General features: G+C 42.9%; 13 protein-coding genes. 12 read left to right on the top strand and 1 reads right to left on the bottom strand.

The genetic code is table 11. The annotated features are described in order from the left end of the window. Positions 1-102: 102 nt before the first annotated feature. From DB520_RS19735 to DB520_RS19685, 11 genes are all read left to right on the top strand, one after another. On the top strand, positions 103-1,032 hold the full coding sequence (locus DB520_RS19735; RefSeq protein WP_114751495.1) for a ribose-phosphate pyrophosphokinase: 930 nt from the start codon (positions 103-105) through the stop codon (positions 1,030-1,032). 40 nt (positions 1,033-1,072) lie between these two features. After that, a complete protein-coding gene (locus DB520_RS19730; protein WP_114751494.1) occupies positions 1,073-1,663 on the top strand; it encodes a 50S ribosomal protein L25/general stress protein Ctc in 591 nt (196 codons plus the stop codon). An 88-nt stretch (positions 1,664-1,751) separates the two neighbouring features. Beyond that, entirely contained in the window at positions 1,752-2,312 is a 561-nt protein-coding gene (pth, locus tag DB520_RS19725) for an aminoacyl-tRNA hydrolase (RefSeq protein ID WP_114751493.1), read from the top strand. Between the two features lie 8 nt (positions 2,313-2,320). Next, on the top strand, positions 2,321-2,629 hold the full coding sequence (locus DB520_RS19720) for a thiamine-binding protein (protein WP_114751492.1): 309 nt from the start codon (positions 2,321-2,323) through the stop codon (positions 2,627-2,629). 298 nt (positions 2,630-2,927) lie between these two features. Continuing rightward, positions 2,928-4,871 (top strand): polysaccharide biosynthesis protein, encoded by a 1,944-nt coding sequence (locus DB520_RS19715; protein ID WP_114751491.1) that lies wholly within the window; start codon positions 2,928-2,930, stop codon positions 4,869-4,871. 451 nt (positions 4,872-5,322) lie between these two features. Then, positions 5,323-6,009 carry a response regulator transcription factor gene (locus DB520_RS19710; RefSeq protein WP_114751490.1) on the top strand — a complete coding sequence of 229 codons (687 nt, stop codon included), beginning with the start codon at positions 5,323-5,325 and terminating at the stop codon, positions 6,007-6,009. A gap of 9 nt (positions 6,010-6,018) precedes the next feature. Beyond that, positions 6,019-7,383: a HAMP domain-containing sensor histidine kinase gene (locus tag DB520_RS19705; RefSeq protein ID WP_114751489.1), complete on the top strand. Its 1,365-nt coding sequence runs from the start codon at positions 6,019-6,021 to the stop codon at positions 7,381-7,383. Positions 7,384-7,451: 68 nt separating this feature from the next. Continuing rightward, entirely contained in the window at positions 7,452-8,801 is a 1,350-nt protein-coding gene (locus DB520_RS19700; RefSeq protein ID WP_198675395.1) for a hypothetical protein, read from the top strand. A gap of 64 nt (positions 8,802-8,865) precedes the next feature. Continuing rightward, complete coding sequence (locus DB520_RS19695) at positions 8,866-10,629, top strand: glycoside hydrolase family 9 protein (RefSeq protein WP_114751487.1); 1,764 nt, start codon at positions 8,866-8,868, stop codon at positions 10,627-10,629. 31 nt (positions 10,630-10,660) lie between these two features. Beyond that, entirely contained in the window at positions 10,661-12,592 is a 1,932-nt protein-coding gene (locus tag DB520_RS19690; protein ID WP_114751486.1) for an ABC-F family ATP-binding cassette domain-containing protein, read from the top strand. A gap of 235 nt (positions 12,593-12,827) precedes the next feature. Further along, positions 12,828-14,117, top strand: coding sequence for a type IX secretion system plug protein (locus DB520_RS19685; RefSeq protein WP_114751485.1), 1,290 nt, complete (start codon positions 12,828-12,830; stop codon positions 14,115-14,117). Positions 14,118-14,164: 47 nt separating this feature from the next. Here the strand turns inward: DB520_RS19685 and DB520_RS19680 are convergent, their stop codons facing one another. Next, on the bottom strand, positions 14,165-16,123 hold the full coding sequence (locus DB520_RS19680; protein ID WP_114751484.1) for a M1 family metallopeptidase: 1,959 nt from the start codon (positions 16,121-16,123) through the stop codon (positions 14,165-14,167). 240 nt (positions 16,124-16,363) lie between these two features. Between DB520_RS19680 and DB520_RS19675 the strand changes: the two genes are divergently transcribed. After that, a complete protein-coding gene (locus DB520_RS19675; RefSeq protein WP_114751483.1) occupies positions 16,364-18,190 on the top strand; it encodes a TonB-dependent receptor plug domain-containing protein in 1,827 nt (608 codons plus the stop codon). Positions 18,191-18,253 lie beyond the last annotated feature (63 nt).

Raw genomic sequence — 18,253 nt, 5'->3', positions numbered from 1 at the left:
TTACTTTCTTGGTAATATGTACCAATATAAGATCCAAAAACCATTTTTTGTTACCTTTGCTTTTCTAAACTGAAACCTTCCACACAAAAGTCAACTTAAACCATGCCCGAGGTAAAAATTTTCTCAGGATCCAACACCCAGGATTTAGCGTATAATATCGCCACAGCTTATGGTCAGGAATTGGGCAAATTGACAATCAGCAAGTTCAGTGACGGGGAATTATCACCGAGCTTTAATGAGTCTGTAAGGGGATGCAATGTTTTTCTTATACAGTCCACCAACCCATCCGCAGACAACCTCCTGGAGCTATGCTTGATGATTGATGCAGCCAAAAGGGCAAGTGCCTACAAGGTATGCGCCGTGATTCCCTATTTTGGGTATGCGAGGCAGGATAGAAAGGACAGACCCAGGGTTTCCATTGCGGCCAAATTGATCGCAAATATTCTTACTTCTGCTGGAGCGGATAGGATCATGACCTGTGATTTACATGCTGGCCAAATTCAGGGATTTTTTGACATTCCTTTGGATCATTTGAATGGATCGGCTATCTTTGTGCCCTATTTGCAGAGCCTGGACTTGGGGGATTTAATTTTCGCCTCTCCGGATGTTGGAGGAGTAGGTAGGGCTAGGGCCTATGCAAAGTACTTTAATGCTGACATGGTGGTATGTGATAAGCACAGGAAAAGAGCCAACGAAGTAGCTTCCATGCAGGTAATTGGCGATGTGGAGGGCAAGGATGTGGTGCTAGTGGATGACTTGGTAGACACAGCTGGCACCATATGTAAGGCGGCCCAGATCATTTTGGACAAAGGAGCCAACTCGGTTAGGGCCATATCCACACATGGAGTATTGTCCGGTAAAGCTTACGAGAATATTGACAACTCGGTACTTTCTGAGCTGGTAATCACAGACACCATACCCCTGAGACATGAATCTTCCAAATTAAAGATACTTTCGGTAGCTGAATTGTTTGCAAAGGCGATTCGTGCTGTCACGGGTAATCAGTCCATAAGCGCATTATTTATTCAGTAAATTTATCAATTATTTATTATTCATCTATATATAACTACTTATGAAATCTTTAGAGATTATAGGGTATAAAAGAGCAAATCTCGACAAAAAGGAATTGGCGAAGATAAGGGAAGAAGGGAGCGTTCCCTGCGTTGTTTATGGTCCCGGTATAAAGGAGCAAATTCACTTCCATTCACCAGCAATTTTATTCAGAGACCTTATTTATACTCCGGAGGTACACATGGTGGACCTTAACATTGAGGGAGAAGTAATACAGGCCATTTTGAGAGAAGCCCAGTTTCATCCAGTCAGTGAGGTTTTGCTACATGCGGACTTCTTGGCTTTCAGTGACGAAAAGCCAATCACAATGGAAATTCCAGTGGAAATACATGGGTCTTCTCCTGGAATTATGAAAGGGGGCAAGTTAGAAATGAAATCAAGGACTTTATCCGTAAAGGGTTTGGCTAAAAACCTCCCTGACAGTATACCTGTGAACATCTCTAAATTGGAGCTTGGAAAATCCATTAAAGTTGGCGATATCAGTGTGGAAGGTTTTGACATCATGACCAGTTCCAATGTAACCATTGCCACCGTTGGAATACCTAGGGCGTTGAGAGGCAAGAAAGCAGGAGAAGAGGAAGAAGAAATTTAAGTTTATCAACTTCTTTTTATCAAAAACTTAGTACATCCTGCCTCCACGGGGCGGGATGTTTTGTTAATACCTATATTAGCCGGAAGCTATGAAATACCTTGTGATAGGCTTAGGAAACATAGGGCCTGAATACGAACTAACCAGACACAATGCTGGGTTTTTAACCTTGGATAGGCTTGCGGATAGGGAGTCCTTACAATGGGAATCCGGGAGGTTGGCATTCCACAGCCTTTATAAATTTAAGGGAAGGCAAATACATCTCGTCAAGCCCACCACCTATATGAACCTAAGTGGAAAAGCCGTCAATTTCTGGATGCAGGATTTGAAAGTTGACAGAGAAAATATGCTGGTTGTGGTGGATGACGTGGCCTTGCCCTTTGGTAAGTTGAGGCTAAAAGGCAAAGGTTCTTCGGCTGGTCATAATGGACTTAAGAGCATAGAGGAGGCTTTAGGAGGGCAACTGTATGCAAGGCTTAAATTTGGTATTGGGGATGATTTTCCTAAAGGAAAGCAAGTAGACTATGTTTTAGGAAGGTGGACCCAGGAGGAGATTTCCGAGTTGCCTGCCATAATGGACAATGCCATCGAGGTAATAAAGGCCTTTTGTACTATAGGTATAGAAAAGACAATGAACAGTTTCAACAAATAGATAATACAGTGAAAGACAATGTGGTTAATTTGGGCATTCAGATAGTGCCAAAGAGCAAGACGAAAGATAGCTACGAACTAGTGGATATCGCCATAGAAGTGATAAAAAACTCGGGGGTGAACTACGAAGTGACACCTTTTGAAACTGTTATGGAGGGGCCTCAAGCCTTATTGTTGAAGATAGCCCAAGAGGCACAAGACCAGGTGATGGCTGCAGGTGGAGAAGAAATTTTGGTTTATTATAGGATTCATGCTAGTGCAGAAAGAGATATTTACATGAATGAAAAAGTAAGTAAACACAGGAAAAACGCCATATGAAATAAACAACATTTAAACACCTGTGAAAATGATATTTTTCGGTGTGAAATTAGGTTAGGAAAGAAAAATAATAGTTAAAATTTTGAATTATTTTAACTATTATTTATATATTTGAAGACTTGTTAGTTGAGAAACCCGGAAAAACCAACTTTAATATATGATTGATTTTTTTGGGCTTAAATATGTGTTTAATTCGATATGTTTAAAATTGCGAGTGAAACCCTAAAAAGGCTCAACCTCACATAAAGGTTGTTTTTAGAAATGATTATCAAAAAATATCTTTTAACATGTTATTTTTATGGAAGCACTTACTGAAAAACTATCCCGTGCCAAAAGACTCAATGTCCTGCCTAGATGGATAATTGTATCGCTTGATGCGTTTATTCTTTTTTCTGCCTCATCTTTGGCGTTTTTCATTGTCTTCAATTTTGAGTTTTCCAAAATGCAGGAGTTTGAGGTTTGGCGGGCAGTATTAATCTTCACCATTTTTGGTCTTGGGGTGATGTTTTTCACTAAAAGCTATGAAGGCATTGTAAGGCATACTGGCATGAGGGATGGCGTTTTATTGGGTAAAACGATATTTTTCCTGGCATCAGGAATATCCTTGACAAATATCTTGCTGTTCAACGTTTTTATGCAGCCTTACGTTATGCCCTTTTCCGTGCTATTAGTAGCTGCGATATTTTCCAGTGTCATTTTGATCTTGTATAGGCTGCTGGTAAGGGACCTTTTTTACCGGATCAGAAATATTAATCAAGGTAAAAAAGTAGAGAAAAGAGTGGCGATTTATGGGGCTGGAGAGGCAGGGATACTTACCCATAAAGCATTGATAAAGGATAACCAAATTAAATACACCAATTGTGGATTTCTCGATGATGCCCAAGACAAAAAAGGGAAGTTCATTGAGGGTGTCAAGGTTTTCGGGGATTTGGAGGAGTTGTCCCAGCTTGTCAAAGAACAACAACCAGATGAACTCATAATTTCCATACTCGAAATTTGCCAAGAAAGGAAAAGGGAAATAATCGAGAGGGCTATTGAATTGGATATTCAGGTTTTTACCATCCCTCCTGTGAATCAGTGGGTAAGTGGAGTCTTGCAGCCCAATGCCATAAGGGAGGTTAATATTGAGGACTTGCTTGGAAGGAAAAGCATTTCATTGAAAAATAATAGGGTGACCTCCGAATTAAAATCAAGTGTGGTGTTAGTTAGTGGAGCTGCTGGATCCATAGGAAGTGAGCTGAGTATGCAAATCGCAAGGGCCGATCCCCAAAAGATCATCCTGTTGGATAAGTCAGAGTCTGCTTTATACGACATAGAGCACCAGCTCAGAAGGATGCGGGTTTCGGCCAAAATAGAAGTCATTCTTGCTGATGTAAAAGACAAAGAAGGTATTGACAACTTTTTCCGCATCTATCGTCCAGACTTCGTTTTTCATGCTGCCGCTTACAAGCATGTTCCTATGTTGGAAAAATACCCTAAGGAAGCTATCAGGTGCAATGTAATCGGTACCAAAAACATGGCTGATGCAGCATTGAAATACAATGTGAAAAAGTTTGTTTTCGTCTCTACAGATAAAGCCGTAAACCCGACCAATGTGATGGGAGCCAGTAAAAGACTTGCGGAAATGTACGTGCAAGCTCTCAATCAATACCTTGATTCGGGTGACACAAACCAGCACACAAAATACATTACCACTAGGTTTGGGAATGTGCTGGGCTCAAATGGCTCGGTGATTCCTTTGTTTAGGGAACAAATCATGCTGGGAGGCCCAGTCACTGTAACGGATCCCAATATAACCCGGTATTTCATGACCATACCTGAGGCTTGTGAGTTGGTCTTGGAAGCTGGAGTAATGGGCAATGGAGGGGAGATCTATGTGTTCGATATGGGTAAGCCCATCAAAATATTGGATTTGGCTAAGAAAATGATCCATCTTAGCGGTAAAAAACCTGGAGTAGATATTGAAATTGAATTTTCAGGCTTGAGGGAAGGAGAAAAGCTGTTTGAAGAGTTACTGAACGATACCGAATCCGTACTTCCTACTCATCATGAAAAAATTAAAATTGCCCAGGTAGCTAGCGGATCTTACCAAAACATTTCCAGCTGTATCAACCTGTGCCAGACTTTGGCCGAAGAGGGATCAGATTGGGATTTGGTAGCATACCTTAAGCAACTAGTTCCTGAATATATCAGTCATGTAAGTAGGTTTGAGGCATTGGATCATTTGGAAAGTGAAAAATAATTTGGTGGTTTTTTACTTTATAAAGACTTATTCCATTGCTTGGATTTACCCCATTCTAACTAGAAGCAGTTTTTGGAGTTGCTGAAAGCATGGAATTAAACTTTGTTCCCGGTATAAGGACTTTAAATCGGGAGGCTTTTTGTAATACCTGAACAATTAAAGCTTTTTATTTTCAGGTCCATTCCTATATTATCCATTTTTTGGGATATCGGTAACCTCCTATTTTCCTTTACAGGATACCATTGGAAGGGTGACCCTCAAAACAGCATTCAGCCCTTTTTTCGGAGACATTAATTGCCCAGTTGAAATAATAATTAGGGGGAGGGGGTTCTTTTGGCTCGTGTTGTTTGGTTCGAAAAAGCATTTCCATTTATCCACCTGAGCGGATTATTATCTTTAGGCATATGCTTTTGATTTTCATTTTTGTACTTTTAAGATACTAAAACTAACCATGAACCAGATACTATTGATAGAGGATGACCCTAAACTAAACCAAAACATCAAAGAGGCATTGACGGAGGAGGGGTTTGTCGTGGAGCCGGTATTTGATGGCTTATTGGCCGAAAAATTGATGAGGAGAAATAGTTATGACTGCATATTGTTGGACATAAATCTGCCTGGAAAGAACGGATATGATTTATGCACCGGGTTTCGCCAAGGGGATGCTAAGACTCCCGTACTGATGTTGACGGCTTTTGATGAATTGGAGGATAAGGTGAAAGGGTATGAATGCGGTGCAGATGATTATCTCACCAAACCCTTTTATATGAAAGAGCTGGTATTGAAGGTAAGGTCTCTTATCAAACGTTCACCTGGCATATCCTCTTCTAGGGACTCCAGCACAGAATTCCAGGTCTCGGATATTAGCGTTCTACCAGGTCAAAAAAAGGTGTTTAGGCAAGGAAAGGAAATCCCACTTACTCCCAGAGAATATCAAATCCTCATGAAACTGCTACATGCCAATGGGGAGGTGGTGCCTAAAAAGGAACTGATTAAAGAGATTTGGGGCAAATACCTTGAAACCAACACCAACACTATTGAGGTATATATCAATTTTCTGAGGAATAAGTTGGACAAGCCCTTTGGTAAGGGTTCCATAAAGACCAAAATAGGTTTTGGATATTACTTTGAGGACTGATCCTGCTTCATGAGTATACGGAAAAAAATATTGGTTTACTTTTCTGCCACTGTCATTTCTTTGACGGCGCTTTCCCTTCTGGTGATACATGCCCTGTTTGCCGAGTACCGAGAAGAGGAATTTCAGCAGAGGCAGAAGGAAAAGATCACTACCACTTTTAAGTTCCTCACAGAAACTCAACGCATGGATTCGGACATACTTCAGTCCCTGGAGGAGGTTAGTATTCAGAAAATTTATGACGAAAAACTGCTGATCTATGATGGTAATAAACGCCTTATTTATGAAAGTATTGATGATACCGAAATTGAAAACCCCGAATACTTCTTGGGCCTGCTCTCTGTAGACAATGACTGGATAGAGACCAAAGATGGGCGATACGATGTGGTGGGTATTTATTTCCAATCCAACAACCGCTCATATTACGGGATAAGTAAAGCCTATGATGCCTTTGGCTACACCAAGCTGGAATTCTTAAGACAAGTATTGGTTTTCACATTCATCTTGATTTCGGTTATAGTAATCTTTGTCAGTGTTTACCTTTCCAGAAAGATATCACAGCCCATAACCGAAATCACCCAAAAAATTGATGATTACAATTTTGAAGACGAAAACGACCCCATAGTGGTAAAGGAGAGCGGAAAGGAAATAAGGGTCTTGTCCAATCGGTTTAACGAATTAATGCAACGGATGAAGGAGGCATTTGCATTTCAAAAGCATGCAATCCATCATATCTCCCATGAGCTCAAAACGCCGATTTCTGTGTTAGTCTCGAATTTTGAACGAATGGAAAAGGAGAATGACCTGGAAAAAATCAGGGAATGGATCAATAATCAAAAAGAAGATACCAAGAGCCTAAGTGAGATTATAAATGCCTTGCTTGAGATTTCGAAAGCGGAAACCGGAAAGGATATACTTCAGGACCATATCCGCATTGACGAAATGATATTTGATATTGCCGATGAGTTGAAGGCCTTGGCTTCAGATTTCAATTTTAACATCATCTATGACAAAATAACAGAAGATGAGCGACAACTGACGGTGCGGGGCAATCAGCGTTTGTTAAAATCCGCAATCACCAACCTAATGCTTAACTGCATCCTCTACAGTGATGAACGACAAGCAAAAGTCCAAATCACTCCCCAAGTCTCAAAGCTTGAGGTGGAATTTATCAACAAGGGTCAACCCCTAAGCAAAAAAGACCAGCAATTTTTGTTTCAACATTTTTTCAGGGGGGATAACAGCAAGGGTAAAAAAGGCTTTGGTCTGGGGTTGGTGTTTATCCATAAAATCATGAATTTACACAAAGGGAGTATTTCTTATAGAACCCAAGAAAAGGGGGGAAACATCTTCATCATTTCTTTGCCATTAAGCTGATTTTTATGTCCATTAAGGTCTTTTTAAGCTCCAATTCACCAATTTTGAAGGCTGTTTAAAAAAATCTGATGCGTATTACTATGTACTTGAAGTATTTATTGGGGTTACTAATGGTAACAACTAATTTAATGGGCCATTATGCAATGGCTCAAGAGGAGGGGGACACGGTAATACTGGATAGGAAAAAAAAGCTGATCGACACCCTCACCTATGAAACCCAGTCTGGCCTGCCTATTGCCGCTTCCAAGATTTATTTCACGGATTCCAAATTCGCTTTTTCAGGTTTTGGGGAAAGCAACTTTGTCAATTATAGAGGGCCTAAAAACACCGAAAGCAACGACCTTGAGCTATATTACACCAATTTGCAGCGTTTCGTTGCCTATGCGGCCTGGAAGCCGGTGGACTGGTTGGTGGTATACGGGGAGTTTTTTGCGGAATTCCTCAATGACGGAGCCAACGAACAGGAATTTGAATACTTACCTGAGTTTTTCCTGGATTTTCTGATAGACGAAAGATTCAACGTACGGGTGGGTACGCACCAGCCTGGCATTGGTTTTATCAATAACAACGATGAGCCGGTGATGTTCTATACGGTGAATCGACCGGAGGTGGAAAGGATCATAATCCCTTCTCAGTGGATAGATCTTGGAATAATGACCTACGGTAAGTTATCCGAGGACTTGAAGTGGAGTTTATCCATCTACCAGGGATTGGATGCCAATAATTTGAATGGGAGCACTTTTTTACGCAGGGGAAGAGCAAATGCCCTTCGCTTTAATTTCAACTCCTATTTACTCAATTCCAAATTTGTATATTCGGGAATCAAGGACACGGAGATCTCCGCAAGTGGATTTTGGACAAGGCTGGGAGACAATCAGCAAATTGAGACCAATGACGGTACTGAAAGGGTAAGAGCCAATACCCTATTATTAAGTTCCTATATTCGGCATACCTACAGAAACTGGACTTTTATGGCTTTGGGTACTTATGGGCGGGTAAGCAATACCGACCAATTATATGAGCTGACCCAAAATTCTCCACTTGGCCCCCAAGTTATTGGAAAGGAAGTATATGGAGCCTATACAGAGCTAAGCTATGATATATTGCCGGCCTTGGGATGGGTGAAAAGTGGTAAAAGTGATAAGGATAATATTTTGGTAAAAAGAAACGAATTTTCTCTTCCGATTTTTGCCAGGATTGAGCGGCTGAATACCCATGCCGGCATCCATGAAAACCTTACCGCCATGGACAGGGCACAAACCAACCTCACTACCTTAACTGTTGGTGCAAATTTTAATCCCAGAAGGAATATCGTGGTAAAAAGCAATTACCAATTCAGGTGGAATGATGAACCACTATTAGATATAGGTGAGTATGAAGGGAATAGGTTCGAGTTTGGATTAGGGTTTATTTTCTAGCTGTAAGATCTAGGGAAAAATTACTATCTTTAAACAATCTTAAAACCTATTAAATCAATACATTATGTCAATTAAACACTTCCTGAAGGGGTGTGTCGCAATTCTACCATTGCTAGTTTTTGCATTTTGCACCCCAGAAGCATCCACCTTTGATGAACCCTTCTCCGAAAAACTGCGATTGAATCAAATCGGCTTCTACCCAAACTCCAGCAAGGTGGCAGTAATCTTGTCCGAAGATCCGGAGGACAAGAATTTTTATGTCCTCGATGCAGAATCCAATGAAGTAGTCCATGAAGGAGATCTTAAGGAAGCTGAAAAAAAGACGCTTTCAGAAAAAGTATCATGGATTGCCGATTTTTCCGGATTTGAAGTCGCAGGGAAATACAAACTGGGGGTTCCAGGTATCGGATCCTCTTATGCTTTTACCATCGAAGAAAATGTACATGCCGACCTTGCCAAGGCCTCGCTTAGAGCATTTTATTATCAGCGAATGTCCACGGAACTTCTTCCTGAGCATGCTGGGAAGTGGGCGAGGCCAAGTGCCCATCCAGATGATCAGGTAATGGTACACCCCTCTGCGGCAAGCCCAAAACGACCAGAAGGCACGGTGATTTCCGCACCTTATGGCTGGTATGATGCCGGGGATTATAACAAGTACATTGTGAATAGTGGGATCACCATGGGAACACTTATGTCCCTATTTGAGGATTTTGGCAACTTTGCTGGTGGGCTGGATTTGGAAATACCTGAATCTGGCGATTCCAACCCTGATATTTTAGATGAAATCTACTGGAACCTGAAATGGATGCTGGAAATGCAAGACCCTGAAGACGGAGGAGTTTACCATAAGTTGACCACCGCAAGTTTTGAGGGAAGGGTTATGCCCCATGAGGCTACCAGCCAGCGTTATGTGGTGGCCAAAAGTACGGGTGCAGCTTTGAATTTTGCGGCTGTGATGGCACAGGCTTATAGGGTGTTTTCTACCTATGATCAAGCCTTGTCTGAAAGGTGCCTAGAGGCGTCTAAGGATGCCTGGAGATGGGCCAAGAAAAACCCTAATATTCTCTACCGGCAAAACGAAATGAACCAAAGGTTTGATCCTGATGTGACCACTGGTGCCTATGGGGATAGCAGTGTGGAGGATGAGTTTGTTTGGGCGGCATCAGAGCTCTGGGTCAGTACACAAGATGAAAGCTATTTGGAGGATGTGTCCACGGAGGTTTCCTCCTTTTCTTTGCCAAACTGGAATACGGTAAATTGGTTGGGGTACTATACTTTATTTAGGCATGAAAGGGCAGGTAACAGGATTCCTTTGGAGAATTTTGATGCAGTGAAAGCGCTATTTATGGAAACCATGGATGATTACATAAAAAGTGCCCAAGAAAGTGCCTACCATGTAGTAATGGGACAGGACGTGAAAGATTTTGTGTGGGGGAGTAACTCCGTAGCGGCAAACCAGGGAATTGCCCTGATTCAAGCCTATTTACTTAGTGAGAGGGATGAATATGTGCAATATGCACTTCATAATCTGGACTATATTTTAGGAAGGAACGCCACAGGTTTTAGCTATGTGACAGGCCACGGAAGTAAAACCCCAATGGACCCGCACCATAGGCCATCAGGGGCGGAACCGGATAAAGAACCTATCCCAGGCTTGATAGTTGGTGGGCCAAACCCCGGTCAACAGGATGATTGTGAGTATGAATCGGAGGTGCCGGATGAATCCTTTGTGGATGATTATTGCTCCTACGCTTCAAATGAGATAGCCATTAATTGGAGTGCTCCCTTTGCTTACCTAGTTGTGGCATTAGAAGCTATACATAATTGAGGTAAATCCTTTTTCTTTCTTATTTTTGTGAATGCTTTCTATTAACAACTTATCCTATTACATAGGAGGGAGGCCTCTGTATGAAGAGGCCTCCTTACATATAAAGCCTAAGGACAAAATTGGGCTAGTGGGACTTAACGGAACAGGGAAATCCACCTTGCTTAAATTAATCAGTGGCGATCTTCAACCCAGTGCAGGCGAGATCCAAAAGGCAAAAGACTGCAGTATTGGATTTTTAAATCAGGACTTGCTGTCTTTCCAGTCCGGAGATAGTATTTTAAATGTGGCCTTGGAAGCTTTCAAGGAAACACTTGCCTTACAGATAGAAATTGACAAGGTCCTCAAAAAGATGGAAACTGACTATTCCGATGCTATTATGCAAAAGTTGTCGGATCTACAGGAACGGTTTGAGGCCAATGAGGGGTATACCATCAAAGCCAAGGCGGCAGAGGTGCTAGAGGGTATAGGGTTCTCTACCTCTGATTTGGACCGTCCCCTGAAAACTTTTTCAGGAGGGTGGAGAATGCGGGTGATGCTTGCAAAGCTTTTGTTGGAAAAACCTTCTCTGCTTATGCTGGACGAACCCACCAACCACCTTGACCTGCCCTCCATCCAATGGGTGGAAAATTACCTTAAAACCTATGAGGGAGCGGTAATGGTGGTTTCTCACGACCGAACCTTTCTCAACAATTGCACCAGTACCACAGTGGAGGTGGCAAGACAAACACTCACAAGCTATCCTGGCAATTACGATTACTTTAGGAAAGAGAAGGCGGCAAGAGAAGAAATCCAGCAAAATGCCTTTGAAAACCAGCAGCAAATGATCAAGCAAACGGAGCGTTTTATAGAACGGTTCCGCGCAAAGGCCAGCAAGTCCACCCAAGTCCAGTCAAGAGTGAAGGCACTGGAAAGAATGGATAAGGTATCAGAGGTGGTGAGTGATGAGGCAGCCGTAAACTTTAAGTTTAAGTTTTCTCAAAAATCCGGTAGGGATGTGGTAATACTTGATGGGGTGTCCAAATCCTATGGAGATATCAAAATCCTTAAAAACACCAATGCCAGAATCGAGAGAGGCGATAAAATCGCTCTTATTGGAGCCAACGGGAAGGGGAAGTCTACCCTTTTGAGAATCATTTATGGCAGTGAGCAGATAGATGGAAAAAGGGAAGAGGGATACAATGTGATTAAATCCTTTTTTGCACAGCATCAATTGGAGGCCTTGTTGTTGGACAACGAGATTCTGCAGGAACTCAGCCAAGCAGGAAGTAAAAAGACAGAAACAGAGCTAAGAAGCGTGCTTGGGTGTTTCCTCTTTACCAATGAAGATGTGTTTAAGAAAATCAAAGTATTGTCCGGAGGGGAAAAATCCAGGGTGGCCCTGGCCAAAACCCTGATTTCTGAAGCCAATTTTTTGTTGCTCGATGAGCCTACCAACCACCTGGATATGCTTTCTGTAAATATACTTATACAGGCACTGCAGCAATACGAGGGTACTTTTGTGACTGTTTCTCACGATAGGCATTTCATCAGGGGGGTAGCTAATAAAATTTGGTACATAGAAGACCACCAGATCAAGGAATACCCCGGTACCTATGAAGAATATGAGTATTGGGCACAGCAGCAGCAACAGATTCAAAAGGAAGCCAAAGTGAATGCCGCACCTGAAAAAGTGGTAGAAAAGCCTGCAAGTAAACCCCAAAGGGATGCAGGTATGGATCAGCTCAAAAAAGAGATTAGGACCAAGGAAAAAGACCTTCAGGATCTAGAAGAAAGGGTCACCCAGATTGAAAAGAAGAAAGAGGCAATGGAGGTAAAATTGGCAGACCCCAAACTCTACCAGGATGAGGTAAAACAGGAAAAATTGACCCAAGAATACAAAGAACTTCTTGAGGAGGAAGCCCAGCTCAACAAAAAATGGGAATCTTTGATGGAGGAAATTGATGCGCTTCAAGGGCAAAATTGACCTCCTTAATATGTTTTTGCTCCTGTTGTCGTTTTAAAGTATGGTTAATGATTCTGTTAGGCAGTGTGCCCAGCTAACTACCGTTATGATAAATAAAACACCTGAAATCGAGCCTGTCCTGACGGCAGTCAGGGCATGAGGAGAACCTCACACGAAGGGATGATTATCAAAAGGAGATTCTCCCAAAGTGAATTTGGGACAGGCTATATGACCGCTGAAAAGAAATTATAAACATATGAAAGAAGTTTTTGCCTTAAGTCTTTTAATATCCAGTTTTTTTGTGCCTAAGTTGGTGTGTGGTCAAGAGCTTTATCAAGATGAGGTGATGGACGAAAACATCCTTTCGGTAAGGATTTTCCCGACATCATCTGATTTTTCTAGTCAAATGAACTCCCCCATTATAGCACTAAATGCGCCCTCAGGATTAGTGCTTCGCTTTGACGATATCGCGTATGATGCGGAGCTTTTTTCTGCTAAAATCATCCATTGTAATGTGGATTGGACAAAATCCCAGCTTAGGGATGCGGATTACCTATCGCAATTCAACGAGTTTAACATTCAGGATTATGATTATTCCATAGATACTCGAATCCCTTATATTCACTATACTTTCCAAGTGCCAAGAGTTAAGAGATCCGGAAATTATATCCTCAAAGTATACCGGGGAAGGGACGAATCCCAGACTGTCTTTACCAAAAAATTCATGGTATATGATAACCAACTTGGCATAGGAGCAGCAGTAGTCACACCTAGTAAAACTTCCGATAGAATGACTTCCCAGCAGATAGAGGTTAATATCAATTATAAAAATAGGGAACTCTTCGACCCTGCCAACAATACCAAAGTAGTGATCCGGCAAAACCAGCGCTGGGACAATGCCATTTTTGGGCTTAAGCCCACCATGATTCGCGAAGATATCCGGCAAATCCAGTACAAGCTGTTTGATGGAAGTAACGTTTTTCAGGCCGGCAATGAATTTCGGTTCATAGATCTACGCTTCGTAAGAGCGCGTGGAAGAAACATTACCTCGGTAAAGATGGAAGAAGATGTGGTCTTTGCGGAAGCAGGGTTGGATGAAAGTAGAAGAAGGCAGGGCTATCTCGAATACCTCGATTTAAATGGCCAATTCGGGGTGCTTAATGCAGAAAGACAAAATCACGAACTGGAAAGTGAGTATGTATTAGTAACCCTAAACCTGAAATCGGAGGAATTGCCGGAGGCCCCTCATGTGCTTGGTGCACTTACCAACTGGGGGAGTAATCCTGACGCCCAAATGGTATATGACCAGGGGAAGGGGGTGTATCAAACCACACTTTTCCTCAAGCAAGGCTGGTACGATTACCAATATGGGATCCCTACCTCTGAGGGATTTGACATGGAACCCTTTGAAGGCACTCATTTCCAGACCGAAAACGAATATGAGGTCTTTTTCTATTATAGGGACATGGGATCCAGGTATGATGAATTAATTGGATATACAGTAGTAAACCCCAATAAGCGAAGAATCGGGAACAATGCCCCTTAAGTGAAATAACCACCTTGGTGTTCCCAAAGTGGTTATAAAAGGTTTTATTAATCCTCATAAATTTGCAAAGGCCATACGTCATTGGAGGAATTGATGTCCGGCAGGATTTTGTCCGGGTCAATTTCTACTTTTTGAACCCGCTTATCGGTTTTGTGCAGGTAATTCCAATCATTTCCACGTTGCCATATTTCCACCGGTAGTGTGACACGCTCGGTGGAGCCATCCTGATAGGTGATTTCCATTTTTACAGGCATGGGGATGCCACCTCGGTTCGCCAGCATAAATACATAGTTTCCGGCATAGGGCATCACATTGTTGATGGCCAGGTCTATGTTTTCTGTGCCATAAAACCAGCCTTTCCAGAACCAATCCAGGTTTTCCCCGGCTGCATTCTCCATAAGGTTGAAAAAATCAATGGGCTGTGGGTGCTTATATGCCCAGGTTTCTATATAGCTTTTGAAGGCGTTGTCGAAACGCTCATGGCCCAAAATGTATTCTCTCAGCATTAATAAACCCATGGCGGGTTTGTAATAGGCGATCATTCCCAAATTTCTGGTGTCAGCCACGTCGGGATATGTGTCTATGCCTTCCCGGGTTGGGTTGGTAAGCCAATTCACATGCCGCCGGGTCTGATCAAAATTTGAACCGTATTCACCCTCATTGAATTCCCTGCTGCTGTAATGGTTGATAAAGGTATTAAAACCCTCATCCATCCAGGCATACCTTCGCTCATTGGTACCTACGATCATGGGGAACCAGTTGTGGCCAAATTCGTGGTCAGTTACCCCCCAAAGGCTTTCCCCGGTACTTTTGTAACTGCAAAAATTCAAGCCGGGGTATTCCATCCCGTTGATGTCAGCGGCCACATTTACCGCCACGGGATAGGGGTATTCGTACCACATTTCCGAATAGTGCTCAATAGAGGCCTTGGAATACTCCGTGGATCTTCCCCAGGCGTGTTGGCCATCACTTTCTTTTGGGTAAACGGATTGTGCCATGGCACTTTTGCCACTGGGCAGGTCTATTTTTGCGGCATCCCAAATAAAGGCTTTTGAAGAGGCAAAGGCCACATCCCGCGAATTTTCTATCCTAAAATGCCAGGTAAGTGTGCCCTCCTGTTTAGGCCGGGTACTTTCCGGCTTGCCAATTTCGTCAGGGGTCAAAATATACACCGTGGAATCACTTTTAGAGGCCCTATCCATTCTGTCCCTTTGTTCACGGGTAAGAACCTCTCTGGGGTTGAGAAGCTCCCCCGAGCCAACCACAACATGGTCATAAGGCACGGTCACCTTATATTCAAAATCCCCATATCCCAGGTAAAACTCTCCAGCTCCTAAATAAGGTTCAATGTTCCAGCCAATGACGTCATCCAGCACAGCCATTTTAGGGTACCATTGTGCAAGTGCGTAAATAGTCCCGTCTTCCACTTTTAGCCTTCCCATCCTATCCATTCCCTTTGTGGGGATTTTAAAGCTGAAATCCATGGAGATGCTTGCCTGCCCCCCTTTTGCGGGAATAGGTTCCTCAAAGAACACCTGCATGCGTGTATCGGTGATTAGGTGCCTGTTGGAGGTGGCTGTGTTTCTTTTATTGAGTTTGGCCTGAAGGTTCTCAATCTTAAAGCCTCCATCCACATCACCATCATAGCGGTTTCCCTGAATAGGAGTGGTTAGCGTTCCCCTGGAATCTTCTTTGAATCGGTTTTGCTCCAAGTGCAACCATACATATTTCAACTCTTCGGGGCTATTGTTTGTGTAGGTAATGGTTACCTTTCCAGATAGAGTATGAGCCTCCTCATCCAACTCCACTTCAATTTGATAATCGGACCTGTTCTGCCAATATTCAGGCCCTGGTTTTCCGGAGGCAGACCTCAGTGATGAACCCTCCCTATAGGTGAAGGAATCAAATTTTTCCTGATTGTTTTTACTTGGCTGCTGTGCATTTGCAGGTTGAGTAAAAAGAGAAATCAACCCCAGCAACCAAAAAACGCGAAAGTAGCTATGCATATCTTTAAGTTTTTTTGCTAAAATAACACAGAACTCATTAGTGGTAAAATTAATCGGTTAATATCCTTAAGACCAAACCCTCTTTGAAATGTTAAGGGTTTTTACGGAGATAAGTTAAATCACTGTAATCCAAATTAATAAGAATTATTCCCGGAGGGAGACTCATTTTTATCTATGTGGTTAAATTTGGTTAATTGCAGATTTAGGAAGTAATTTGCTCCACTTACCAACCTTAATCCCATGGAAAAAGCAATTCTACTGTTATTCGGATTTCTTTGGCTTCATCCCCTCCTTGCCCAGGAGGACACTACCTATGTGGAAATGGGGGAGGTGCTGGTCAAGGAGAACAGACTTGAGATTCCTTTTAATAAAAGCTCCAGGAATATATCGGTAATCCATAGAAAGGAGATTGAAACCACACCAGCGAGAAGTTTGCAAGAGATCTTGGCCTTTACCCCAGGTGTGGATGTGAGGCAAAGGGGAATTGGGGGAGTGCAAGCCGATATAGGAATCAGGGGAGGTTCCTTTGAGCAGACCCTGATGTTGGTAAACGGTATTAAACTTACCGACCCCCAAACGGGGCATCATATGATGAATATCCCAGTTCCACTTGCTGCTGTTCAGCGCGTGGACGTGTTAAAGGGGCCTGCTTCCAGGATTTACGGACAAAATGCCTATACAGGAGCCATCAACGTGGTTACCGAACTCCCGGATGTCAATGAACTTCAACTGGGTCTTTATGGAGGGGATTTTGGCATGAGGGGAGGCCACTTGCATGGTGCACTTGGGGAAGGGAGCTTTAAGCAAAACCTCTCCATTTCCCATGATGCATCCAACGGGCATTGGTACAATTCCGACTACAAAGTCACCAATGTGTTTTATGAAGGAGGGATTCAAGTGAAAGATACCCAGGAATGGAGGGCAATGATGGCCTTTTCAGACCGGACTTTCGGGGCCAACGGTTTTTATACCAGTGTTTTTCCTGACCAATGGGAAAGCATCCAAACCTATGTGGCTGCCCTCAGCCATACCTTAGATAAGGAGCAACTATGGATAAATACCAGGGCCTATTGGCGAAGAAATGAGGATGAATTTAGGTTGGAGAGGGAAAATCCGGCTTTTTTCCAAAATATTCACACCACCGATGTGGTGGCCTTGGAACTCAACGGAAGATATGTGTCAAATTTGGGTACCAGCGGTTTTGGTATTGAAGGGCGATCCGAGCAAATCGACAGCAACAATCTGGGGCAACATGACCGGGTGTTGATGGGAGCCTTTGCAGAGCATAGGCTTGAATTTTTGGGTAAAGGCGATTTCAGGGCAGGGGTATATTCCAACTATTACTCGGAGTATGGGTGGAGGCACTTTCCAGGTGCTGAAGTGGGCTATCAACTTACCCCATATATGCGCATGTACGGAAACTATGGAGTGAGTTTTAGGATTCCGACTTATACGGACTTGTATTATATAGGACCTACCAATATCGGAAATGCCGACCTGGAACCCGAGAGGGCCGTCAATTATGAGGGTGGGTTAAAACTCAACAGCAACCGACTAAGGGCAGAAGTGGTATATTTCTACCGGCATACCAATAATTTGATAGAATGGGCAAGAGCAGATGAAAGCCAGCCTTGGCAGCCTCAAAACTTCAATGAGGTGGTTTTTCATGGGCTGGAGACAGGTTTGCATTATCAAATAGCAAAACCTGCCCCTGGGTTTAGGCTCAATGAGCTGAGTATGAGCTACAATTATATAGACGCCAATTTGATAGAAAGGGAGGGGCAGGAAACCAGGTACTCCCTTAACGCCCTAAGGCACCAATTGATAGGTGGAGTACAGGCCTCCTACAATGAAAACTGGGAACTTTCCGTAAAAACCCGATACATAGAAAGGATGCGGCTGGATCCTTATTTTCTGCTGGATGCCAGGTTGGACGTGAATCGTCTGAAGACCCTTAGCTATTTTGCCGAGTGCAGTAATATCACCAATACCGATTACATAGAGGCCGGTACCGTACAGATGCCCGGAAGGTGGTTTAGGGCGGGGTTGGCTTTGCGGATAAGGTAAAATAATCTATCTGAAAATGAAGGAATAGGGTAGGGGATAGACTATTTTCTTCCCCTCCCATTG

It is taken from the genome of Pleomorphovibrio marinus (assembly GCF_003347495.1).
Taxonomy (GTDB): domain Bacteria; phylum Bacteroidota; class Bacteroidia; order Cytophagales; family Cyclobacteriaceae; genus Pleomorphovibrio; species Pleomorphovibrio marinus.
The sequence above is the reverse complement of the archived record's forward strand: the minus strand, read 5'-3'. Positions and strand labels throughout refer to the sequence as shown.